The following is a 23,343-nucleotide window of genomic DNA, read 5'->3' as shown; positions in this document are numbered from 1 at the left end:
CTGAGTTTGAACAGGGAAAGGCCGGAATTACGTGGCGAAAATAATAAAAATCCCGCTCCGCGTCAGCGGAACGGGAAGATAATAATTAAGGGAAGAGTGCTTTACTTATAGTTCACACCTGAGGTGTAACGATTGGACGCATTCCAGAGCAGATACTCATCCACATCCATGTCTTTCATTGCACGAATCTGGTCTTCAACTTGCTTTTTGCCGTATTTGATGTAGTGTCCACTGCCGAGCCAGCTGGCCGTAAAGTCCTGAATCCAAGGCCGAATTACCGGTTTGAGATCCTTGGTTGGGTCGAGTTTCTTATGTGTATCCTCCATGGAGCCTTTGATCGTTGTGTAAGGGTCCTTGTCAGGATCCTTTACGCCATACCATCCGGTAGAGTAGTGACTTGGATAGACCATTGGTGAGATCACGTCCACATTTTCGGAGATTTTAACAAAGTCCTGACCGATTCCTTCTGCTGCGGGTACAGAGGCCGCATAGCCGAAAATATCAACCGAAACCCGGACACCCAGAGGCGCAAGCTCCTTGCGGGCGTATTGAACAAATTCCGCAACAACATCGACCCGCGATTTGTCGGTTTTGGTGTATTTTAATATATCGGCACGGTTCTCGAAACCTTCTGGGAAACGCACGTAGTCAAATTGAATTTCCTTGAATCCTAGCTTGGCGGCTTCCTTGGCGATTTCAATATTATAGTCCCAAACTTCCTTGCTGTACGGATTAACGAAACTGTCGCCTTTGCCATTGGCCCATACCGATCCATCCTTGTTTCGGAAGGAAAGCTCCGGATTTTTCTTGGCAAGGATCGTATCTTTGAATACAACGACCCGTGCAATTGGGTAGACCTCGTGTTTTTGCAGTCGTTTCATCAAGGCGTCAATATCCCGGATAAACGGTTGGGATTTGCCCATTTTCTGTAACGATTGGTTCTCTGTAGGGTAGGTTATGTATCCGAGGTCGTCCTTGATATCAATGACCATGGAGTTAAGCTCTGTGTTATCAATCAGATCGAGCAGCTCCTTCATCCGGGCTCCGCCGGCACTGTAAGCCGTAACATAAATTCCTTTGACAACTGGAGCATCCGGCTGAGGGTCAATTTTGGCAGGCGGATTATCCGCATCAATGACGACTTGATCCTTTTGGGATTGAATAATGGCGGTGTTAAAACTATTTGTTAACGATTGAAGCTGCTGGTCACCCTGATCTGCTGTTGCCGATACTCCACTGAAGCTTCCCAAGGCCATGGCCAGTAAAGCCCAAAACGTATTCATTTTATTCCCACTCCCTTTATGTACATTCCATGATTGAATTATATAACAAAGCCTCTGGGCTTTTAACCATATTAATCAAGTGATGAAACATTCCGGAAAAAATGAAAACCGCTTCCTGCGAGGAGAACCTCCCAAGAAGCGGCGTGATTAATCAAAAAAAAATTATTGAATGTAGATGTCGTTCTGATGCTCACAAATACTGTACTGAATGATTTCCATTGCGTCTCCCTGCTCCAGAATGCCCAGCCCATCCCGGAGAACAATAAGTGAATCGAGCTCATTCGGTTTCAAGAAAGGGAGCATTTCCGGGCACCATCTGTTGACGATTTCAAACAGTTTTACCGTTTCCATATCCACAATAATCACCCTTTCCTACTCGAATTCCAAAATGGTAAGTCATTCGGGGCGAATCGGAAAAGCATATGGCCTGTGAAAGTGAAGGGCAGATCCTGCTATACATCATATTTAGGAGCCGTGCACAATTATTATACCACAATTATATAAATTGTTAACCGTACATGTGTCTCAACTTCGGCGGAAAGAACCCATGACACCGACTGTCTCAACGATATTGACGAACGCATTTGGATCGGTTTCCTTGATGATGCGTTTAATCTCAACCAGCTCATAACGAGTAGTCACTGTCATTAACATGTCCTTTTCAATGTCGGTGTATGCTCCCTGAGTTTTGATCTTGGTCACACCACGGGGACGAACCAGCAATTTTTTCAACATGGCTTCCGTCTCGTTCGTGATAATGTACAATGTCACCTTGACATGGCTGATATGGATCAGATCAAGCACCTTACCTGTAATGTAGATCGAAACCATGGAGGCAAGAGCGATATTCCAGTCATTGTTCAGATAACCAGCGAGCATAATAATAGCTCCATTCATACCCGCCATAACGGTACCAATGGGGAAATCCCGGTAACGCGTGAAGATGGAACCCACAATGTCGAGTCCTCCTGTAGAACCGCCTACACGGAAGGAGATGCCTGTACCAAGACCTACGAGCACGCCGCCGAACACACAACTGAGCAGAGGGTCTGTTGCCACGACAAAAACAGGCAGCAATCCAATAAACCAGGATGTGGCAGCTACCGATACGATGCTTAATATAATAAATCGTCGTCCAAGAATAAACCAACCTGCGACCAGCAGAGGAATGTTGAGAACAAAGTACATTATACTAAGATTCAAACTTGTAAAATAACCAAGAAGCATGGAAATACCAGATACCCCGCCGCTTAGCAGCTGATGGGGAACCAAAAACCAGTTGAAGCCACAGGCAATAGCTGCAGCACCCAATATGATCACTAAAGAGTGCCATATTATTTTGGGCAATTTAATCACCTCATTTATATTTAAAACCAGATTGCTGGTAATCTTGAATTGTTTTGTGATATAATGATTTGTGGATATTCTTGAGTAGGGAACTTTTTCCAAATGGAACGATAAAATTTGAAATGTTTCAAACACATGTATGTAGTTTTAGTCTTATGTTGGGGACCCATTCACGAATTATGTTGATAATGAAAATAATTTGCCCATATGGGATACCCTATAAATATTAACGCTACTTAAGAATACAGACAACAAAGTGGATTGTCCACCATGTCCACCCTATAGAAGGAGTATGAATAATTTTGACAAATTTAAATTTCGTAGATTTTAATCTTGAACCACTGGTGCTGCAAGCCATCACCGAACTCGGGTTTGAAGAGGCGACGCCGATTCAATCCAAATCGATCCCAATTGCGCTAGAAGGCAGAGATTTGATCGGCCAAGCTCAAACAGGTACCGGTAAAACAGCTGCATTCGGTATTCCGCTGATCAGCAAAATCTCCAAAAGTGACGAAAAAATCCGCGCCCTCATTATGGCACCTACACGTGAACTTGCGATCCAAGTTGCCGAAGAGATCGAAAAACTTACCCGCTTCAAAGGTTTGCGCTCCCTGCCAATTTACGGAGGACAAGATATCGTTCGTCAAATCCGTGCACTGAAAAGAAAACCACAGATTATCATCGGTACACCTGGACGTCTCCTGGATCACATCAACCGCAAAACGATTAAACTTGAAGATGTACAAACTGTTGTATTGGATGAAGCAGATGAAATGCTCGACATGGGCTTCATGGAGGATATTCAATCCATCCTGAAACAAGTCCCTGCTGATCGTCAAACGATGCTCTTCTCAGCAACAATGCCTCCTAACATTCAAAAATTGGCTCAGCAATTCTTGAACAACCCAGAGCACGTGTCCGTTATCCCGAAACAAGTTAGCGCACCTTTGATTGACCAAGCGTACATTGAAGTGCCAGAGCGTCAAAAATTCGAAGCGCTTAGCCGTTTGCTTGATATGGAATCTCCAGAACTCGCAATCGTATTCGGTCGTACAAAACGTCGTGTTGACGAATTGGCTGAAGCTCTTCAAAAACGTGGATATTCTGCTGACGGTCTCCATGGTGACCTGTCCCAGAACCAACGTGATACAGTAATGCGTAAATTCCGTGATGGAAGCATTGATGTACTCGTAGCAACAGACGTTGCTGCACGTGGTCTCGACGTATCCGGCGTAACACACGTTGTGAACTTTGACCTTCCGCAAGATCCGGAAAGCTACGTTCACCGTATCGGTCGTACTGGACGTGCTGGTAAAGAGGGTGCTGCCTGGTCCTTTGTTACACCGCGTGAGATTGATCACCTGCACTTTATTGAACGTGTAACTCGTCACCGTATCCCTCGTAAGCCTCTGCCAACATTGGCTGAAGCAGTAGAAGGAAAACAACGTTTGACAGCTGAACGTTTGCTCGAAATCGTACAAAATGGCGAACTGAACGAATACAAAGGTATCGCTATCCAATTGCTTGAGCAATACGATTCTGTTCAACTGTTGTCAGCTTCCCTGAAGCTCCTTACAGGCGACAAAAAAGATGCTCAAGTTGATCTGACTCCTGAAGATCCGATCCGTGCGAAACGTCGTAAACCGGATGTTCGCTCTGGCGGACGTAAGCCATCAGGTTACAGCGGCAACCGCAGCAGTGGCGGCGGTGGCTACAACCGTGACCGCAACAGCAGTGGTGGCGGACGTGGAGGATACAATCGCGATCGCAACAGTAGTGGCGGTGGAAGCAGAGAAGGTGGTTACAACCGTGACCGCAAACCACGTCCAAGCAACAACGAAGGACGTCGTCCTGCGAAAGATTCTTCTTTTGAATAATATGCAAGATTGATTTAAGAAATGGGGCAGGCAACTGCTCCATTTTTTTTATGTCTCAAATTCCCTGAATCCGTTACGCTTTAGAACCCATAACAAGCATGGTTGCTGATCTGTTTTCGGGAAGTACTGGCTTTTCCTATCAATAATAAGGTATATTAATATTAGACTTCAGGTTATACGCAAGGCTGCGGAGGAGGAGAAATGTTTGGAATTTAAAGGAGCTATGGGTGGGATCTATCGGCTTACAGAGTGGATTACGAGACTGGCCGCAACCAATCTGTTGTGGGCTATTTGTTCGTCTCCGTTCTTGTTTTTCTTGATTATGAAACTGCTCGTTATGCAGCAGAACCTCGCAAATGAATCATTGCAAATGAACTGGGCTATAGCTATTGTGGCACCGCTTACACTGTTTCCGGCAACATCGGCCCTTTTTACGGTCGTTCGTAAATGGAATATGGGTGACACGGATGTACCGATCTTCCGTACATTCTTTGTAGGTTACAAAGAGAACTACAAACAAAGCTTAATCGGGGGCATATTTTACACTTTGCTTTTTGCCATCATGTATCTGGATTACACGGTATACATGACACAGTTCCGTAATATGCAGCTTGTGGGAATTATCATGCTTGTGCTGCTGTTGCTTTTGTTTGTTTCCTTGTTTAACTTTTTTTCGATGGTTGTACACTATCATATGTCAATCGGACTCATTATTAAGAATGCAGTACTCTTGACTCTGATCAGACCGTTTCGTGTGTTCTCCACATTGCTCGGAAGCGGACTATTGTTTTACATTGGATTCCGCTATCCGGTATTGTTTGTCTTCTTTATTATCAGTATCATTGCCTGGTTTGCATTCTTTAACTTCTACGCAACCTTCATGAAAATGCAGGAGCAGATGGAGAAAATGCAGCAGAAGAAGGAAGAGGAAGAAGCAGCGCAAAATGATGATGGAGTAGATAAAATCGGTGATCTTGAAGCTTCAGACGTGAAAAACGAAAATCTGCAAAAATAAAACATGAGGCGTCACCATTTACTTTTTACGCGGTTAGGGATATAATAACTGTACATCCTGCGATGTACGTTTCGGTTATTCGTTGTTTTGAACCAATGATGATGTCTTCGGGAGATCTACACAGAATGTTGCTGAAACGCCCTGTCTATACGACATGGGGACTTCAAATAATACATTATTGCGGTCACCCACCTGCTAAGCAGGTTCATAAGACAATGTAGCCGGACGGCATGGCGGGTTCCTATTTTACAAGTACAGCACCCTGACTCTTTCCTCTAATCCAGGAAGCTCAGGGTGTTTTTTATTTGAAATTTATGTTTTGACCAGTGTATTTGCGTTAAAAGCGCGGTACGCCCTTTTGTTACTACCTGAACAATGTTACACTAGAATACATAAATGGAACGGTTACATTCAAAGGAGGAAAGGTCTTGACCTTAAAGAGAACGCTCGTCGGTATCATCCGCAGTATGGAGGGAACCAGCGATCGAGCCAAGGATCCCAAATTAAAAACACGGTATTATAATTTATCCAAAGAAAGAGCCTGGGAAGAAGTTTCTTCAACATTGAAAAAGATTCCGGGTTATAAGGTGCTTCATGAGGTTCCTTCGGTCGGAGAGATTATTCTGGAGAAACGCACGACGTTTGGGCGGACCATGGATATTACGGTTTCTGTTATTTCGGTAAGTCCGGTTCGAAGTGCAGTAGACATGTATTCAGCTTCACGTGGTTCGCTTGGAGATCTAGGTTCCAATTATCGAACAATCATGAATCTGTTTTCTGTACTCGATAAGAAGCTCGCCAAATATAAGGCAAACGATTAAAATAGATGGATGGTAAAACAAAAAGCGAGAGAAGGTGAACCTTCCTCGCTTTTGTTCTGAACGTGGATTCCTTTTACAGCAAAGCTTTTACTGCAGCAATGGCTTGCTCGAAATTAGGGGATTCTGTCATCTCAGGCAGATATTCCACATATGTAATCCGGTCTTCGGTATCCACTACGAAGATGGAACGCATGTCCAATTGGAATTCCTTGATCAGAACACCGTAGTTTTCGCCGAAAGAGCGTGTTTTGTAATCGGACAATGTTACAACGCGGTCTACACCGGCAGCTCCGCACCAGCGTTCCTGTGCGAATGGAAGGTCGACGCTTACCGTCAAAACGACAACATTGTCGCCAAGGTCCCCGGCTTCAACATTGAAGCGGCGAGTTTGGGCATCGCATACTCCAGTATCCAGTGAAGGAACTACGCTAATCAGTTTGATTTTGCCTGCGAAGTCTTTCAGGGATGCATCTTCAAGCAGATTTTTGCTCAATGTAAAATCGGGAGCTTGATCGCCCACTTTCAATTCGGGTCCGATCAATGTAATAGGGTTGCCTTTGAATGTGGCTGCGCCTGTACGTTCTTGTGCCATAATAATGTTCCTCCTTAAATTGGTGATCCGTGCCAAAATCCATTATAATCTTTTATGAAAGGCATTGTCCAATTCGGGCGTGCAATTATGATAATGAATACCAAGTGAAGGAAGATCTGAACAGGGTGGAGTGAAAGGGAAAACGTATGATATTTATTCGGTATGAAAATTGGAGAAGTTATTTGAAGTTTTTCCCGCTGACGTCAATTTTGTTGGTTGCCAATGTCGTGATGTTTATATTACTTGCTGCCAATGGTGGATCGACGAATATGATGACATTGCTGAGATTTGGTGCTTTGACTAACCATGAGTTTTTCTCGGGAGAATGGTGGAGATATTTTTCGTCCATTTTTCTTCATGCAGGTTTCAGTCATCTGCTGTTTAACAGCTTTGCACTGGTTGTATTTGCGCCTCCGATGGAGCGCTTGCTCGGATCGGTAAGATATGGCTTATTGTATCTGGGCAGCGGGGTTCTGGGTAATGTTTTGGCTCTTGCCTGGTATAACTCTGCAGGAGAAACAACAATCTCTGTAGGTGCATCAGGAGCCATTTACGGGATTTATGGTGCGTTTCTGTATGTTGCTCTGTTCCAGCGGACGATGATGGATGAAGCATCACGCAAAACGTTGTATACACTGCTTGCATTCGGTATTATTTTCTCATTTGCCATGTCGGGCATTAACTGGATGGCTCATTTGGGTGGATTGTTGGGTGGATTCTTTATTTACGGACTTCTTATCCGTTTGTGGAGGCCGAGGAAATTCAGAAAGCAATAAACAAGTATGGGTGTAATGATCTGAAGACGGAATGCAGGCAGGTCTAAGAAGGGTATAGCAGATTGGAGAGATCAGGCGAGTGGAATTAAGACAGTTGCATTACTTTTTGAAAGTGGCACAAAAGGAGCATGTGACCCAGGCAGCTGAAGAGCTGCATGTCGCACAGTCAGCAGTGAGTCGCCAGATTCATCAGCTGGAGGAAGAGCTGGGTGTTGACCTCTTTATGCAAAAGGGGCGGAATCTGCAGTTGACCGCAGTAGGTCAGCTCTTCTGCAAACGTGTTGAAGGGATTTTAAAGGATCTGGACAAAGCAGTCGGGGAAGTTCATGAGTTTTTGGATCCGGAACATGGTGAAATTCGTATTGGTTTTCCTCATAGTCTGGGTATCCATCTGATTCCTTCGGTCGTGGCCGCATTTCGTCAGCGTTATCCCAATGTCAAATTCAGATTTAAACAGGGCATGTATCCGACGCTCATTCGTGACGTGCTGTCTGCTGAGGTGGATCTGGCTTTCATATCACCTTTCCCGGAAAAGCATGATCAGGTCGCAGGTGACATCGTGCTAACCGAAGAATTACATGCCATTCTTCCTCCGAATCACCCGCTTGCAGGAGAAGAGGAAATCGCACTTGAACAGCTCAAAGATGATAAATTTGTACTGTTCAGCAAAGGGTACTCATTGCGTCCGATCGTGTGGCATGCCTGCCTGGAAGCAGGGTTTACGCCGAAAATTGCTTTTGAAGGTGAAGAGACGGATACCATTCGCGGGTTGGTTGCAGCGGGCATGGGAGTGAGTCTGCTGCCAGAAATGGCACTTTTCCAGACCAATCCACTACAACCGGCACATGTGGCCATTTCTCATCCCAAAGTAACGCGGACTATTGGATTAATCCATCGCGCGGATGACAAATTGCCGCTTGTGGCACAATCATTTCGTTCGTTTTTACTTAACTACTTCGGTTTACAGCAAAACAATACCCCATCCGAGTAAACGGTGGGGTATTGTTTTTGTTTCTATTATGTTCGATTAGTCGCGACTGTTGAAAATTCCGATGTAACGGATCAATTCAAGCAGGGAGATCAGTGCAGCGGCCACATACGTCAACGCTGCAGCGTTCAGTACCTTGGCTACGCCTTTTTCTTCTTCGTTTCTAATGTATCCTTCAGAAACCATAATTTCGCGTGCGCGATTGCTGGCATTGAACTCTACTGGCAATGTAATGAGCTGGAACGCAACGGTAACGGAGAAGAAGATAATACCGAGACCAACAAGGTTCATGGCATTGAAGATAAAACCGGCAATCAACAGAAAAGGTGCAAGTCCGGATGCGAAGTTCACAATCGGGAAGATCCGGTGGCGAAGTGCCAGCATCGGATAGCTTTCCTTGTGCTGTATCGCATGGCCGACCTCGTGACAGGCTACGGAAACAGCTGATATCGAATTTTCATAATATACAGGTTCAGACAATCGTACAACCCGGTTAATTGGATCGTAGTGGTCTGAGAGGGCGCCGCGAACGGGTTCAATTGGAACATCGTGCAGACCGTTGGCATCAAGCATGTGACGAGCTGCATCGTATCCGGTCATGCCATTCAGGTTTTGCACGCCAGCCCAACGGTTGAATGTACTTTTAACGCGAAATTGCGCCCATAAGGAGAGCAAAAAGGCGATAATGATCAAAACGAACATACCGTTATTAAAACTCATATTCATTCCTCCGCTTTCTAATATTAAGCTACATCATGGTGTTCTCAAGCAAGATCTTCAATGCTTCCATCGTACCGGCGCTTTTCGTAAGTAGGCCTGCCATCATTTTGCGTGCTTGTACAGGTTTCATTTCGCCAAGCAGCGGTTTGAGTTCGTTGACCTCTCGCTCGAGTTGTTGTACGTGGAGCTCAAGTGTTGTCAGTTTACTGGCAACCTGCTCTTCTGTGCTAACCAGGCTCCACTTCTCAAGAGATTGTTTAATCTCGTCGAGACTATACTTCTCTTGTTTCATCTGTACAATACGTTCTAGTCTGGTTAAAGTTTCATCACTATATAGACGATAGTTTTTTTCAGTGCGCTCTTCAGGAGCGATCAAACCAAGCTTCGTGTAGTAATCAATCGTCCGTTCACTCACACCAGCGGTCTTGGCTAGTTCGCCAATCCGAAAAAGTTTCATATCCCCAATGGTATTCACCTCGCTTGCAAGTTCTAATGTAGGGAACTGTTCGATTCCACATGCGGCTTTACAGACTCCGCCCAATTTTTTTCTTACTAATAGTTATGATACATGATCTTTAACCGTACAGTCAAACGTTATGCTTTGATCCGCCGTAAATCGTGTTTCTATATCTATGTGCTCATAGGACATGAATATGTACTTAAGTGCAAGAAAAAGACGCATGACTTTATTCCCAGAAATAATTTCTGGATTTGTTTAAAATACTCTTGTCAACTTTCCTGTCTTCTGCTTATAATGACATTAAGAGTTTCACGTTATGTGAAGAAAATTAACATAAGAGGGAGTGGGGTACATGAGAAAGAAATGGTTGGTTTCGGTGTTATTAATGCTTACTTTACTGGCTTTTCCAGTCAGCGCGTTTGCTGCAGCTGAGGGGCCGACTAACATCGAACTTCAAAGCGGTCTAAACTCAGCCTTTACGTTTCTGGCTGTTGTGCTGGTTTTCTTGATGCAAGGGGGATTTGCATTATTGGAAGCAGGTTCAACAAGAATGAAAAATGCAGGACACATTGCGGGTAAGACGATCCTGACATTGGGTATTTCGGTTATTGCCTTCTGGGCTCTCGGCTTCGGTCTTGGCTTCGGTAACGGAAACAGCTTTTTTGGAACAACAGGATTTTTCCTGAGTGGTGACCAAATGGCTGCATCCTTCGAATCACTGGCCTTCTCCGATGTCCCACTTACCATTAAATTTGTATTCCACCTCGCTTTTGCGGCGGTATCTCTGGCCATTGCCTGCGGTGGTATGGCTGAACGTGCAAAAATGAGCGTATATATTGTTTTTGGAACACTTTATACCATTATCATGTATCCGGTTGTTGCCCACTGGGTATGGGGCGGCGGCTGGCTTGCAGAGCTGGGTATGCAAGACTTCGCAGGCTCAACTGTAGTTCACTTGACGGGTGCAACAGCTGCATTGGTAGCTACGATCCTCTTGAAACCGCGTATTGGTAAATATAACAAAGACGGCAAACCTAACATCATTCCAGGTCACAACCAAGTATATTCCGTGCTCGGCGTAATCATCCTCTGGATTGGTTGGTTCGGCTTTAACCCAGGTAGTACATTATCTGCTATGGGCGATGGATTCTTCGGTTATGTTGCATTGACTACTAACGTTGCCGCAGCTGCTGGTGGTGTTGCTGCACTGCTGATCTCGTGGGCAGTTCTTGGTAAATCCGATATTCCAAGCATGTTGAACGGTGTTCTTGCGGCACTCGTTGCGATTACAGGTGCTTGTGCCTTTGTAGAACCTTGGGCAGCTCTGGTTATCGGTGCTTTGGCAGGTATTATTACATTCTTCACGGCTCAATACTTCGATCGCAAAGGAATTGACGATCCAATCTACGCTTTCTCCGTTCATGGTATCGCTGGTATGTGGGGAGCGATTTCCACAGGATTGTTCGCAACTCCGGAGCTTGCTGAAAATGCAGGTGTAGGTCAAGCGGGTCTGTTCTACGGCGGTGGATTCCACCAGCTGGGAGTTCAACTCTTGGGTCTGGCTGGCGCATTCGCCTTCGTACTGGTTGTTTCCTTCATTATCCTCGGCGGAATGAAAGCCATCATGGGTATCCGTGTAACAGAAGAAGAGGAAACCATGGGTCTGGATCTTAGTGAGCACGGTACTTACGGGTACCCTGAGCAAATGAAAAGTATTGAAGGTAAATCGAGCGGTGGCGGTACGTTCAGCTCCTAGGGTGAATGGTGACTGAATCACGCTTCAAGGAGGCAGGACATGATGGAACCTATCCCGTTTATAAACCATTCTTGGTCCTATCAAGGGATCGATGGTGCCGCTTCAACCGAGGAGCTGCGCCAGGCACGTGTAGTATTGCAGAATGAGCTCCAGGAATTGTTGTCCGCTTCCTTGTCGCCGATCGAGTGGTACCAAACGGTAAATGAACTGCATGACCGGATATACCGGAAAGCAGTAGAGTTATGCATCCAGGGGATGGTAGAGGAAGGCTTCGGCCGACCTCCCGTCCCCTATGCCTTTATCGTTTTTGGCAGTTCGGGCAGGGAAGAAGCTACATTATGGAGTGATCAGGACAACGGCATGATCATCAGCGATAACCCGCATGAGGGAAAAGAGGAGTATTTTGCCCAACTCGGGGGACGAATGGCTGATATGCTTGAAGAGCTAGGCTATGCCAAATGTGAAGGGAAAGTGATGTGTTCAGAGCCGTTATGGCGCAAAACACTGGAATCCTGGAAGGAACAGCTTCGGTCGTGGAGGTCAGATCTGGCGTGGGAACCTGTACGCAATTTGATCATTGCTTCGGATATGCGTTTTGTGGCAGGGGAGAAAGGTCTGGCAGATGAATGGATTGCTGCCTTCTATGATGGGTTCAGAGCTGTTCCCGAGCTGTCTGATGCTGTCCTGCGCAATACCGTTAAACACAAGGCAACCCTGAATATTCTCGGTCAGGTGGTCACAGAAAGGTTTGGTGAACATGCTGGCGGATTCGACGTCAAGTATGGACTATATATTCCACTAGTAAACAGTGCGCGTTTCCTGGCACTCCAGCATGGAATTAAGGAAACATCTACGCTCAAGCGAATACAGAGATTGGTGTCCCTTGAAGCGGTTCCCCTTACACTGCTTGATGCGGCAGGGCGTGCTTTTATGATAGCACTGAAGTTTAGACGCAGTACACCAGTCGTCATTAGAGGTGGGCTGCAGCAGAGCAGTGGTTTTCTGGATGAGAAACAAATGAAGCAAAAACAGATGCATTATGAATTGCGGGATACATTGGGACAGGTGCGACGTGTGCATCGCGCACTGCAAAGACAACTTCGTTTTGCAGAAAGGAGACGTCCATGAGAGAGCCGGCAAGGGGCAATACTGGATTTTGGAATTCGCTGCGTCAGGGAGGGGTTCCTTCTGCCATCGCTTCCATAATGGGGGCCCCAACGGCGCAACACATGGCGTTCATTCGCTCAATGATGAGGGAGCAGCGCAGACCGGAAGTTCTGCATACGCCGCTGAATGAATTGGATGCCGTTGTGTTCGATTTGGAGACGACAGGTTTTTCTCCGCAGCATGGAGATGAGATTCTATCATTTGGCGCCGTGCGCATCAGTGGTGGTGTAGTGCTGGAGGGAGAACAGTTTTATACACTCGTTCAATCCAAAGCTGCAGTACCAGAACACATTACCGAACTTACAGGTATCACACAGCAGATGTGCGTTGATGCACCTACACTGCTGGAGGGGTTGCATGATTTTATGTCTTTTGTTGGAGGCAGTGTACTGGTTGCACATGCAAGTGCGCATGATCGGGCATTTCTGAATGCTGCTCTGTGGCGCACCTCCAAGGTGAGGCTGACCCATCGGCTGATCGATACCATGATGCTGGCTCGATGGCTGGAGCCGGACAGACCGGGATATGGTCTCGATGAACTGCTGGAATCAAGAGGGATACCGATATACGGACGTCATCATGCATTGGAAGATGCCAAGATGACTGCGCAGCTATGGTCCTGTTATTTGGAGGATATGACTCATAAAAATGTAGAAACACTGGGTGACTTGTATACCCATTTAAGTCATGCGTAGTTGTGCTGGCTGAAGATCATAGCGCTTTTGTTGATTTGACTTACTTGGGTCTTTCACTTTGTACAGGATCTCATAACCATTCAAATGCATACAAGGTTCAGACTTGCTTGTCAGAGCAGGCGTGCCGATCAGATACACCTTGATTAATTCAGCGTAAGCTGGAAGGGCCATGAGGTCCTGATGGGACGGTACGGGACTGGTTTGCGGATGTGAGTGAAAGATACCAACGAGCTGTGGCTCGTTGAATATGCAACGAATCCATTCCGCCTCATCCAGGCTGAAGTGATGCAGCGGGTTAGGCGCAACGTTGCGAATTGGCTGAAACCGACTGATTCGTATGCCGCCCGCTGCAGCTTCACCCAGCACAACCCCGCAGGCTTCCTGCGGCAGCGAATTGTACATGTATTTCGACATTTCTTGCTCTACGGAAGAAGGAATGAAGATCGTGTTTTGCTGTCCGTGAAGTGCTGCCATTTTGTATTCACCCCTCTCTCTTTGGCTCCTGCTTAGGCAGGGGTCCTTTTTTTGTTTGAATTTGTATGATCCCTGATTGTAAAATTTTAAAGGAAAAGGGTACAATATTAAAGAGAGTATTTTACAACAAGGAATAAGTGACATCACCATGTGCAAACGTATCAAGTGGTTAGGACCACTTGCAATGAGTAACCGTAATGAAGTCATACCCAAGATGCTGATTCTACAAGAAGGTGGCTAGCCATGAAACGAAACATATACATACTGCTTGGTGTTGTATTGCTCATTGGATTTGCACTGGCTCAAAATGCGGATAACGGAATCGCTGCTGTGTTCAAACAAGAAGAGCCGCTTCCAACCGAAACAGGACCAAGAGCGGGATTGCTGGCCCCAGGGTTCACTCTTAAAGGCATGGATGGAAAAACATATACTGCAGGAGGAGCGAAGGAAAAGGCTGTATTTGTCAGCTTCTGGGCTTCCTGGTGTGAACCCTGCAAGGAGGAAGCGCCAGCGCTTAATACCTTGGCAGCTAAATATAAAGATGAAATGGATATGTATGGAGTCAATGTAACCCCTTACGATAAGCTGAAAGATGCGAAAGCTTTTGTGGAGGAATACAAACTGACGTTCCCTATTTTGCTTGATGAAGACGGGGAAGCCTATGCAAAATATAATGGTGTCGCTTTTCCCACAAATGTTCTGATTGACAAGAATGGGGTTATTCAAGAAGTCATACTCGGCATTTTGCCAGAGAAGGAATTGGAGCGTAAAATCAAGAAAGTCATCAACTAGTGAGTCAAATAAAAAGCGCCTGTCCCCAGTGATTTTGGAGACAGGCGCTTCGTTTATTTTCCGGGAAATAAGCGTTAATGGTTGCTTAATCCATGCATGGCTGTGTGGACAACATTCGGCTCGTCCTGTAACTTTTCCTGAAGCAGGGCATAACGGAAACTGTGAACAAGGGCTTCCCAACTGGCTTCAATGACGTTTTCGGAAACGCCGACCGTATTCCATGTATTCTCTGTATTTTTGGATTCAATTAATACACGTACTTTGGCTGCTGTGGCATCCTTCTCATCAAGTACACGAACTTTATAGTCAGAGAGATGCATGTTAGCAAGCGAAGGGAAATATTGGACAAGTGCTTTCCGAAGAGCATTATCGAGAGCGTTGACCGGACCATTGCCCTCCGCAGCGGTATAAACACTTGTTCCAGCGACATTGAGCTTAACAAATGCTTCGGAGACAACGGACTTGTCGGCTGCTTTTTCCACGAGCATTTTGAAGGATTCAAATGTGAACAGTTCCTTCATATCTCCGTTTGCTTCGCGAATGAGCAGCTCAAGGGAAGCGTCTGCACCTTCAAACTGATAACCTTGATGCTCCAAATCTTTGATTTTTTCAATGATCTGGCGTGAATTGGCGCTGCTTGGATCGAACTCCAGTCCAAGTTCCTGTGCCTTGGAGACGATGTTGCTCTGTCCAGCCAACTCGGAAACGAGTACACGCTGTTTGTTCCCGACAAGTTCAGGTACAATATGTTCGTAAGTACGGGAATCACGCAGGATAGCAGAGACGTGAATGCCGCCCTTATGAGCGAAGGCCGCATTACCGACATAAGGCTGGTTGATCGGCATGTTCACATTGGCAATCTCGCTAACATAGCGGGCTACGTTTGTGAGCTGTCTCATCGAATCTTCGGACACGCATTCATATCCAAGCTTGAGCTGTAGGTTCGGAATAATGGAAGCCAGATTGGCATTGCCGCAACGTTCTCCATAACCGTTCATCGTGCCTTGAACCTGTCTGGCGCCAGCTTGTACAGCACTAAGCGTATTGGCGACAGCCAGCTCACAGTCATTGTGTGTATGGATTCCGAGATGAGCATGAGGGAGACTTCCAGAGAGTCTGGATACAATCTCGTATACTTCATGCGGCATGGTTCCGCCGTTGGTATCACACATCACGAGCCAGTCTGCACCAGCTTCATGAGCTTTCGTTAACACAGCTTGAGCATACTCCGGGTTATGCTTGAATCCGTCGAAGAAGTGCTCGGCATCGAAAATAACTTCCATTCCATTTTGCTTCAAATAAGCAATGGAATCATAGATCATGGATAGATTCTCTTCTAAAGTGGTTTGCAAGGCGGTATGGACGTGGAAATCCCACGATTTACCGACCAATGTTGCTGCTTGTGCACCGGATTCGATCATCCGTTTCAAATTGGCGTCTTCGCTGGCGATGCTTCCTTTGCGACGTGTACTGCCAAAAGCAACAACCTTGGCATTGAGATTTAATTCTTTCACTCTTTTGAAAAACTCAATGTCCTTGGTGTTGCTGCCGGGAATTCCGCCTTCAATATAATGAGCACCTAGGTCGTCGAGTTTCTTGGCAATTTTAAGCTTGTCATCTGCCGATAAACTGACACCCTCCCCTTGTGTGCCGTCACGTAAAGTCGTATCGAAGATGGAAATGGCCTTTGACATGAAGATCCTCCTTTGAGATAAAGCGCTTTTTAAAAAGTTGAATGTTGTGTTGGGAAAGTATTCAAATAAATTAGCACGTGAATCCTTCGGTTCTGCAACGCTACACTGTGTTAAACTCCATGTGTTGATTTGTCCTAAAGTCGCGAATTTGTATAATTAATTATTATAGCACCATTATGGCCAAATGCTACACAGAAATCGCAGTTTCGTGTAACAAATTTTTTGTTTCTCCATCATCACATAAGTGAATGATGGAGAAATGTATGTTATATTGGATTTTGACTGGTAAATGGGATTTATGGTAAATAGGAGGAGTATAAATGAATTTTGTATGGGAAAATACAATTATTATTTTCTTGATTGCTTTAGTCCTTTTTGCAAGTGTAGGGTGGCTAATTATTCGATCGATCATCCGATCCATTCGGAAATAAAACGTAACTGATTTTACATAACGAACTTGATATAATAGGGTGAATAGATATTTAAGCTTCATTAACTAGAGTACGAAAGGGCGGAGGTACATGTCTGGGGATGAAACACGTCACACGAATGTGGATCGATATTATCCTGCCGCCGGAAGGGTCATTTTGCATGTCGACATGAACGCATTTTATTGCTCGGTGCATGAAGCCGAAGAGCCGGAACTATACAGAGGAAAAGCAACAGCTGTAGCGGGCAGCAGTGAAGTAAGAAAAGGCGTTATCGTAACGTGTTCATATACGGCTCGAAGAAAAGGCATCTCAACAGGCATGGTCGTCCATCAGGCGTTGAAAAAATGTCCGGAATTAATCGTAATTCGTCCTGATTTTCATCTATATCGTCAATACTCAAGAGCATTTATGAAAATAGCCTACAGTTATACACCACTGCTGGAGGCAACCTCAATAGATGAATGTTATCTGGATATCACAGGCTCTAAACAGTTCGGCACTCCCATGGAAATTGCGGAGAGCATCCAGCAACGAATTCGGGAAGAACTGGGACTTCCATGTTCCATCGGCATTGCACCCAACAAATTGCTGGCAAAGATGGCTTCCGATCTGAAGAAACCTAACGGCATTTCCATCTTGCGAATGAGGGATGTACCTCAGATTCTCTGGCATAGACCCTGCAATGAGTTGTTCGGTATTGGCAAAAAGACGGCTGAAAAACTGAAAAAGCTGGGCATCGAAACCATAGGACAGCTTGCAAAATCGGATGAGCGGATGCTGACGGATGTATTCGGAGTTAACGGTACCTGGCTGAAGAATTCAGCCAATGGCATCAATCATTCTACCGTTCAGGCAGAACGGGAAGCGAACAAATCCATTGGGCATACCACAACGCTACCAGCGGACATTACCGAGATGGAGGACGTACACCGTGTACTGCTCAACATTAGTGACCAAGTGGCCAGGCGTTTGCGCAAGCACGAGATGCTGAGTCAGGGGATTCAGATTACAATCCGAACACCGGACATGAAAACCATCACCCGTTCACGGATGATGGAAGTTCCTACGGAGGATGCAACGATAATCTACCGGGAAGCCTGCGCATTATTTGCCAAGCACTGGAGTAGTGGGAAGCCTGTACGCATGCTGGGAGTTACCCTTCAGAATTTGATTCCACGTGAGGAATCAGCTGTACAGCTGGACCTGTTTGAATACGAACAGAAGCCGAAAAAGGAGAATCTGATTCGCATTATGGACCAGCTGCGTGACAAATTTGGAGAGAATGCTGTTGTAACAGCGGGCATGCTTGGGGATGACCCTTCCGTTTTGCTCCGTAATCACAAGGTGAGGGGCACGTCTCTGCAAAAAGATAACTTGCAAAGTCTTGATTAAATAGGGCATAATATACTCTTGATGTTGTCAAAATAATTTGAAATTACTTCTACTTTGGTTTAATATGTTTTCTAGATAAAAACACTGTACGTTTCGAATTTTAGGAGGAGAGATTGTAATGAGTAAGTACACTTGGGTTGAAAAAGACACATGTATTGCATGTGGTGCTTGCGGAGCAACGGCGCCTGACATTTATGACTATGATGATGAGGGCTTGGCAGAAGTGATTTTTGATGGCGATGCTAACCAAGGAATCAAGGCTATCCCGGACGACCTGTTCGACGATATGCAAGATGCTTGTGATGGCTGCCCAACGGATTCCATCAAAGTAGCGGATGAACCTTTCAACAAAGAAGGCTAATCATACACCATATAACCACGAAGAAGCACATTCCTCTGTCTTAGGGCAGTGGGACGTGCTTTTTTAGTGCGTAGAAATTCATGTTGGTGCGGGTTCTATAGTTGAAGGGGTTGTGATATTTTGTCGAATGCTTTGCGTTCCATCCGGGTACTCAAGTCCTATGGATTTCATTCCGTCCTATGCCGATATAAAAGATAGTAACGGAAAAAGCGAAATCAAGCGGAGGATCGGATGCAGAATACTCACCTAAGAACATATGTTAAGAAACATCCTGATAATAAAATGGCCTGGTATTTGCTCGGTAAGGAGTATGTGCGTGAAGGTCAGGAAGGCAAGGCCAACTATTGTTTTCAGCAAGCGGGCGAAGTATACGAAGCATTTGAACGGAGTAAGGCTCCTGCAGACATATGGGTGGATTATCAAAACAAGCTGGTGGAGATGGGAGAACAGAAGGAGAGGAAACATCGTATTCGCAAAATGTGGCTGACCCTGCTGATGCTGCTTGTGCTTGCTCTGGTACCGCCTGCAGATGCTCCAGGATTCAATCGTGATGCTGCTGAAGCGTTGGCATCGGCTTTGGAAACCGGAGATGATGATTGGGCGGATGGCTCAATCTCTGATGATCGTGAAGCTGCTTCAGCTCCTATCACCAATTCGAATGTTTTTACAGCTGCGAGATTCGGAGGGAACCAGCAGGGAGAAACTGCGCTTGCTGCTGCATGGTCGGGTGCGGGACCTAAGGTGGAGACCTCCGCTGTTCTGGGCATGCAGACTTCTGACGAATGGGCGTTATGGAAACGGAATATGCCGGTAAAATATATTGTGCAAACAAATAGCAGCGGCAGATTAACAGCCCAAAGTTACGATGCCGACCAGTGCAACTGCGAACCGCCGGAAGTTTCAAAAGACATCAAGCAGCTTGCACAAGTGTGGACAGCCAAACAAGAATCAGCGGCATCGTTGTCCAGTGCAATCCATACATACTATAAGCAAAACAAAACCTGGCCCAAAAACGTAAGTCAGCTTGCGCAGCCTTTTCCAAACAACATTTTGGGTGAGACAGCACCGGGGATGAAAGACATGTTTCCTGCAATACTTGCGATGCAGAAGCAAGGAAAGGAAGAGGCAGGTCAACAAGCAGGTCAGGAACAAGCCGGACAGTCACCTGCTCTGCAAGCAGATGGTCCATTTGCAGACACGCTTGGAGGGGAACTCTTTTTACAGGATCCATTGGAGATCGTAGTCGATAAAAGCAACCACAGACTTGCGTTGATTAGCGGTAATACCATTATTCGCAATTATGAGGTCGGGCTAGGGGGAGGGCGAACACCAGAAGGCACTTTTGTCATTACGGACAAAGTCGTGAATCCGAATGGTCGCTCTGATGGGGAATTTGGGACAAGAGGCATGCAGCTGTCGGATACGAATTATGCCATCCACGGGACCAACGAGCCTGACAGTATTGGGCTGGATGAGTCCCTTGGATGTGTGAGAATGAGTACTGGGGATGTGGAGGAACTGTTTGCGCTCGCACCTCAGGGCACCCCGGTACGCATTGGAACGAATCTGCTGCCAGAGACCATCCTTGTTCCGGAAGCGAAGGATCGCTATCAGCATACGCTTGTTCCCAAACAAAACAATCCAAACAAGACGTATCATTGGCTGAACTAATCGATTCCTGTAACCTGTTACGATGGCGTGTACTCCAGCTGAAACATTATGTACTGGACTGGCAGTCGGTTTGACCGTTTACATATTGGCGATAATGATGAGTGCGCCGATAATAATGATCAATCCGATGACGCTGGCCGCTGTCCAAGCAATGGCTTTCCGATTGACTTCTTCTTTCTTTTGCTGCAAAGCAGGCGGTTTACGTTTGGGAGCCATGGGCTGTCCCTCCTTCATTCATTGGTACTGGTATATCGTTGCCATGCTCCCATTGTAAAGAATTCACCACGCCATTTCCAGTATGCGGGATTATTTCTTCCATAAGGTTTAAAGTGGCTTGCAGACATGGCTAAAATGAGAATGTCTATGCGCAAACTACTTTCCTTTTGATGAAGAAACGGATAGACTTGTGTGTAGAGTGTTTTTTTACATATGAAAAAGACGGGAAAGCATATTTACGGCGTACCGGACGAGAACGGAGTGAGTGATTTGTTATATAGAAGTCTTGCTAAACCCTTGTTGTTCAAAATGGACCCTGAACAGGCCCATCATCTGATTATTGGCGGCCTTAGCGGCATGGGCAGTATTCGCCCGGTACCTTCCGGCTTGCGGGTGATGTATGGCGTGCGTGAAACGGAAGATCTGGCTGTCGACATGTTCGGCTGTCATTTCCCCACCCCAGTGGGCCTCGCAGCAGGTCTGGACAAAAACGGACAGGCCGTAACGGGTTTCTCATCCATTGGATTCGGGTTCATGGAAGTCGGCACCGTAACACCGCTCGCGCAGCCAGGCAATGACCAGCCACGTCTGTTCCGTCTGCCTCCAGATGAAGCTCTGGTGAACCGGATGGGGTTTAACAACCTTGGAGCGGAAGCAATGGCAGGTGAATTGGCACGTCTGAAGGAGCGTCGTATTCCCGTTGCAGTCAACATCGGCAAAAACAAGGCTACACCTAATGAAGAAGCACATCTGGATTATGAAAAATGTATTCGGGCGCTGTATGCTTATGCGGATTTGTTCGTCGTGAATATCAGTTCACCAAATACACCGGATCTGCGTAACCTGCAACATGGGAATGAATTGAAGGAACTGCTTGCAGCGGTGATGAGTGAAATGGAAGCACAACGCACAAAAGCAGGCGGATCGGTCAAATCGGTTCTGGTCAAAATCGCACCGGATGTCAACGACCAGGAGCTTGAATATATGGTCAGCACGATTGCGGATAGCGGCGTTGCCGGCATCATTGCCACCAACACGACGGTTAATCGGGATGGTTTGTCCCATCAGCATGCCAAGGAAACCGGTGGACTCAGTGGTAAACCGCTGCGGGATCGTTCCACGGAGGTTATTCGGCGCATCTATCGTCAAACGGAAGGGAAACTTCCGATTATCGGTTCCGGAGGTATTTTTACCAGCGAAGATGCCTACGAAAAAATTAAAGCCGGTGCAAGTCTGGTGGAAATATACACAGCTCTGATCTATGAAGGACCTGAGGTGAATCGGCGTATCCATGCCGGATTGCGTGAGCTATTGCGCAAAGACGGCTATCGTCATATCTCCGAGGCTGTTGGTGCAGAGCACAGATAAGAACATAAAGGATAAGAAGTTCCCCGGAGCGAAAATATAGAAGCTTGGAAGAGCGGATTGCGTACGGGACTCTTCCCCCCGCTGAACATCATGTATAATAGACTAGAACAGGGGACGCTATAGAGACAGGAGGCATAAGCATGGACGGTAGAGACTGGGGTACATTTTTACTTCCTTATGAACAAGCGGTAGAGGAATTGAAAGTCAAATTCAAGACAATGCGAGCGGAACTGAAGAAACGGGAAGAATACGCCCCGATTGAATTTGTTACCGGTCGTGTCAAAAAAATATCCAGCATTCTGGAGAAATCCAGACGTCTGAATGTGCCACTAGATCAGGTAGAGACGGGAATTGAGGATATTGCGGGAATTCGTATTATGTGTCAATTTGTGGATGATATTCGAAGAGTGGCGGAGTACATCCGCGCACGCAAGGATTTAACGGTATTGATTGAGAAAGATTATATTACGAACTTCAAAGAGAGCGGTTATCGCAGTTTCCATATGATTATTGAATATCCTGTTCAGACGGCTCTGGGACAGAAGAAAGTGCTGGCCGAGATCCAAATCCGGACGCTGGCCATGAACTTCTGGGCTACGATTGAGCACTCGCTGAGCTATAAATATCGGGAAAGTCTGCCGGATGATATGCGGGCAAGGCTGAAGAAAACGGCAGAAGCCGCTTTTGTATTGGATAATGAGATGTCAGCCATTCGGCTGCAGATCCTCGAAGCGCAGAAGGAGTTTGAAGATGATTCAAACATCGTCTCCAAGACACTGTCCATCATACATCAGTTGTATTTCTACCATCTCGTCAATGAGGCCATTGAGGCTCAGAAGCGCTTTAACGACTGCTGGGAGCGTCATGACATGGAAGCACTTAAAGATTTATTGGACGATGTGAAAGCTCTTCTGAATTCGGCTAGGAAGGGCGAAAATCCCGATGAGCAGCTATGAGCCGCTGTATATTGATTATTTGATCTATTTTAACCGTGATCAGGACTACTTCGAATGCCATGAGGTATTGGAAGAGCTGTGGCTGGAACTAGATCGGGATCCTTTTTATAAAGGCTTGCTGCAGATTGCAGTTGGCTTATATCATTTCAGAAACAGCAATCTTCGTGGAGGGAGGATGATGTTGCAGAGTTCGATTGATCTGCTGGAGCATTATCCTGAACGTACAAAAGGGATTGAACTTGGAGAATTGGTCGAGGAAGTGAAGGGACTGGTCAGCGGACTAGCAGGTCCTGAATCGCAGCATTTTCCATACAGGGATCTGACCATACGGATCTGGGATGAGACACTGACTAATGCATTTCAAGAACGATCTAAGGAACTGAAACCCAACATTCCGCAGCGTCGCAGCCCGACGCGGGGACGGATCTATGAAGAGAAAATGAAAGCAATGCAGCAGGCGAACAATTTTGACGAAAATCAGAATTAGTATA

The 23,343-nt window shown here is 46.0% G+C and carries 24 protein-coding genes and 1 other RNA gene; 16 read left to right on the top strand and 9 right to left on the bottom strand.

All coding sequences use genetic code 11. The features are described from left to right. Positions 1 to 101 precede the first annotated feature (101 nt). The 3 genes from PIL01S_RS04580 to PIL01S_RS04570 form a co-directional block, all read right to left on the bottom strand. The gene (locus PIL01S_RS04580; RefSeq protein ID WP_127536448.1) at positions 102 to 1,283 is read right to left on the bottom strand and encodes a putative glycoside hydrolase; all 1,182 of its coding nucleotides are present in this window, start codon (positions 1,281 to 1,283) and stop codon (positions 102 to 104) included. A gap of 162 nt (positions 1,284 to 1,445) precedes the next feature. After that, positions 1,446 to 1,634, bottom strand: a complete 189-nt coding sequence (locus PIL01S_RS04575) for a hypothetical protein (protein WP_170948057.1) — start codon at positions 1,632 to 1,634, stop codon at positions 1,446 to 1,448. 174 nt (positions 1,635 to 1,808) lie between these two features. Then, on the bottom strand, positions 1,809 to 2,630 hold the full coding sequence (locus tag PIL01S_RS04570; RefSeq protein ID WP_095288017.1) for a YitT family protein: 822 nt from the start codon (positions 2,628 to 2,630) through the stop codon (positions 1,809 to 1,811). 302 nt (positions 2,631 to 2,932) lie between these two features. On the opposite strand from PIL01S_RS04570, the gene PIL01S_RS04565 reads away from it, so the two are divergent. The 4 genes from PIL01S_RS04565 (at position 2,933) to PIL01S_RS04550 (ending at position 6,343) form a co-directional block, all read left to right on the top strand. Further along, positions 2,933 to 4,507 carry a DEAD/DEAH box helicase gene (locus tag PIL01S_RS04565; protein WP_127536447.1) on the top strand — a complete coding sequence of 525 codons (1,575 nt, stop codon included), beginning with the start codon at positions 2,933 to 2,935 and terminating at the stop codon, positions 4,505 to 4,507. 205 nt (positions 4,508 to 4,712) lie between these two features. Further along, on the top strand, positions 4,713 to 5,522 hold the full coding sequence (locus tag PIL01S_RS04560) for a YesL family protein (RefSeq protein ID WP_127536446.1): 810 nt from the start codon (positions 4,713 to 4,715) through the stop codon (positions 5,520 to 5,522). 51 nt (positions 5,523 to 5,573) lie between these two features. Further along, a non-coding RNA gene (gene ssrS / locus PIL01S_RS04555) (6S RNA) lies at positions 5,574 to 5,766 on the top strand. 184 nt (positions 5,767 to 5,950) lie between these two features. Further along, positions 5,951 to 6,343: a DUF1499 domain-containing protein gene (locus tag PIL01S_RS04550; RefSeq protein ID WP_095288014.1), complete on the top strand. Its 393-nt coding sequence runs from the start codon at positions 5,951 to 5,953 to the stop codon at positions 6,341 to 6,343. A 73-nt stretch (positions 6,344 to 6,416) separates the two neighbouring features. On the opposite strand, the gene tpx is transcribed toward PIL01S_RS04550, so the two are convergent. Further along, the gene (gene tpx, locus PIL01S_RS04545) at positions 6,417 to 6,935 is read right to left on the bottom strand and encodes a thiol peroxidase (protein ID WP_095288013.1); all 519 of its coding nucleotides are present in this window, start codon (positions 6,933 to 6,935) and stop codon (positions 6,417 to 6,419) included. 146 nt (positions 6,936 to 7,081) lie between these two features. Here tpx and PIL01S_RS04540 point away from each other — a divergent pair, with 146 nt between their 5' ends. Next, entirely contained in the window at positions 7,082 to 7,711 is a 630-nt protein-coding gene (locus PIL01S_RS04540) for a rhomboid family intramembrane serine protease (protein WP_127536445.1), read from the top strand. Between the two features lie 79 nt (positions 7,712 to 7,790). Then, the gene (locus PIL01S_RS04535) at positions 7,791 to 8,702 is read left to right on the top strand and encodes a LysR family transcriptional regulator (protein ID WP_127536444.1); all 912 of its coding nucleotides are present in this window, start codon (positions 7,791 to 7,793) and stop codon (positions 8,700 to 8,702) included. A gap of 36 nt (positions 8,703 to 8,738) precedes the next feature. Here the strand turns inward: PIL01S_RS04535 and PIL01S_RS04530 are convergent, their stop codons facing one another. Continuing rightward, positions 8,739 to 9,419 (bottom strand): zinc metallopeptidase, encoded by a 681-nt coding sequence (locus tag PIL01S_RS04530; RefSeq protein ID WP_127536443.1) that lies wholly within the window; start codon positions 9,417 to 9,419, stop codon positions 8,739 to 8,741. A 28-nt stretch (positions 9,420 to 9,447) separates the two neighbouring features. Continuing rightward, on the bottom strand, positions 9,448 to 9,876 hold the full coding sequence (locus tag PIL01S_RS04525; protein ID WP_127536442.1) for a MerR family transcriptional regulator: 429 nt from the start codon (positions 9,874 to 9,876) through the stop codon (positions 9,448 to 9,450). A 355-nt stretch (positions 9,877 to 10,231) separates the two neighbouring features. Between PIL01S_RS04525 and PIL01S_RS04520 the strand changes: the two genes are divergently transcribed. The 3 genes from PIL01S_RS04520 to PIL01S_RS04510 are packed head-to-tail and all read left to right on the top strand — an operon-like array spanning position 10,232 to position 13,497. Continuing rightward, positions 10,232 to 11,635, top strand: a complete 1,404-nt coding sequence (locus tag PIL01S_RS04520; RefSeq protein ID WP_127536441.1) for an ammonium transporter — start codon at positions 10,232 to 10,234, stop codon at positions 11,633 to 11,635. Between the two features lie 42 nt (positions 11,636 to 11,677). After that, positions 11,678 to 12,763: a DUF294 nucleotidyltransferase-like domain-containing protein gene (locus tag PIL01S_RS04515; protein WP_127536627.1), complete on the top strand. Its 1,086-nt coding sequence runs from the start codon at positions 11,678 to 11,680 to the stop codon at positions 12,761 to 12,763. Next, positions 12,760 to 13,497: an exonuclease domain-containing protein gene (locus PIL01S_RS04510; protein ID WP_127536440.1), complete on the top strand. Its 738-nt coding sequence runs from the start codon at positions 12,760 to 12,762 to the stop codon at positions 13,495 to 13,497. The genes PIL01S_RS04515 and PIL01S_RS04510 overlap by 4 nt, the downstream gene beginning before the upstream one ends. On the opposite strand, the gene PIL01S_RS04505 is transcribed toward PIL01S_RS04510, so the two are convergent. Continuing rightward, a complete protein-coding gene (locus PIL01S_RS04505) occupies positions 13,483 to 13,971 on the bottom strand; it encodes a M67 family metallopeptidase (protein WP_164764164.1) in 489 nt (162 codons plus the stop codon). The genes PIL01S_RS04510 and PIL01S_RS04505 overlap by 15 nt on opposite strands. 243 nt (positions 13,972 to 14,214) lie before the next feature. On the opposite strand from PIL01S_RS04505, the gene PIL01S_RS04500 reads away from it, so the two are divergent. Next, positions 14,215 to 14,763 (top strand): TlpA family protein disulfide reductase, encoded by a 549-nt coding sequence (locus tag PIL01S_RS04500; RefSeq protein ID WP_127536438.1) that lies wholly within the window; start codon positions 14,215 to 14,217, stop codon positions 14,761 to 14,763. A 74-nt stretch (positions 14,764 to 14,837) separates the two neighbouring features. Here the strand turns inward: PIL01S_RS04500 and cimA are convergent, their stop codons facing one another. After that, complete coding sequence (gene cimA, locus PIL01S_RS04495; RefSeq protein WP_127536437.1) at positions 14,838 to 16,457, bottom strand: citramalate synthase; 1,620 nt, start codon at positions 16,455 to 16,457, stop codon at positions 14,838 to 14,840. 521 nt (positions 16,458 to 16,978) lie between these two features. Between cimA and PIL01S_RS04490 the strand changes: the two genes are divergently transcribed. The 3 genes from PIL01S_RS04490 (at position 16,979) to PIL01S_RS04480 (ending at position 20,312) form a co-directional block, all read left to right on the top strand. Continuing rightward, positions 16,979 to 18,280 (top strand): DNA polymerase IV, encoded by a 1,302-nt coding sequence (locus tag PIL01S_RS04490; protein WP_127536436.1) that lies wholly within the window; start codon positions 16,979 to 16,981, stop codon positions 18,278 to 18,280. 118 nt (positions 18,281 to 18,398) lie between these two features. Then, on the top strand, positions 18,399 to 18,641 hold the full coding sequence (locus tag PIL01S_RS04485; protein WP_062322102.1) for a ferredoxin: 243 nt from the start codon (positions 18,399 to 18,401) through the stop codon (positions 18,639 to 18,641). Positions 18,642 to 18,872: 231 nt separating this feature from the next. Continuing rightward, positions 18,873 to 20,312: a L,D-transpeptidase family protein gene (locus PIL01S_RS04480; protein WP_127536435.1), complete on the top strand. Its 1,440-nt coding sequence runs from the start codon at positions 18,873 to 18,875 to the stop codon at positions 20,310 to 20,312. Positions 20,313 to 20,390: 78 nt separating this feature from the next. Here PIL01S_RS04480 and PIL01S_RS29425 read toward each other — a convergent pair whose 3' ends face one another. Further along, the gene (locus PIL01S_RS29425) at positions 20,391 to 20,528 is read right to left on the bottom strand and encodes a hypothetical protein (protein WP_164764163.1); all 138 of its coding nucleotides are present in this window, start codon (positions 20,526 to 20,528) and stop codon (positions 20,391 to 20,393) included. 270 nt (positions 20,529 to 20,798) lie between these two features. Between PIL01S_RS29425 and PIL01S_RS04475 the strand changes: the two genes are divergently transcribed. From PIL01S_RS04475 to PIL01S_RS04465, 3 genes are all read left to right on the top strand, one after another. Continuing rightward, complete coding sequence (locus tag PIL01S_RS04475; protein WP_127536626.1) at positions 20,799 to 21,896, top strand: quinone-dependent dihydroorotate dehydrogenase; 1,098 nt, start codon at positions 20,799 to 20,801, stop codon at positions 21,894 to 21,896. A 140-nt stretch (positions 21,897 to 22,036) separates the two neighbouring features. Further along, positions 22,037 to 22,852 (top strand): GTP diphosphokinase, encoded by an 816-nt coding sequence (yjbM, locus tag PIL01S_RS04470; protein WP_095288001.1) that lies wholly within the window; start codon positions 22,037 to 22,039, stop codon positions 22,850 to 22,852. Further along, positions 22,839 to 23,339, top strand: coding sequence for a DUF309 domain-containing protein (locus PIL01S_RS04465; RefSeq protein WP_127536434.1), 501 nt, complete (start codon positions 22,839 to 22,841; stop codon positions 23,337 to 23,339). The genes yjbM and PIL01S_RS04465 overlap by 14 nt, the downstream gene beginning before the upstream one ends. The last annotated feature ends 4 nt before the right edge of the window (positions 23,340 to 23,343 follow it).

The organism is Paenibacillus illinoisensis NBRC 15959, assembly GCF_004000925.1.
In the GTDB taxonomy this organism is placed as follows: Bacteria; Bacillota; Bacilli; order Paenibacillales; family Paenibacillaceae; genus Paenibacillus; species Paenibacillus illinoisensis.
The sequence above is the reverse complement of the archived record's forward strand: the minus strand, read 5'-3'. Positions and strand labels throughout refer to the sequence as shown.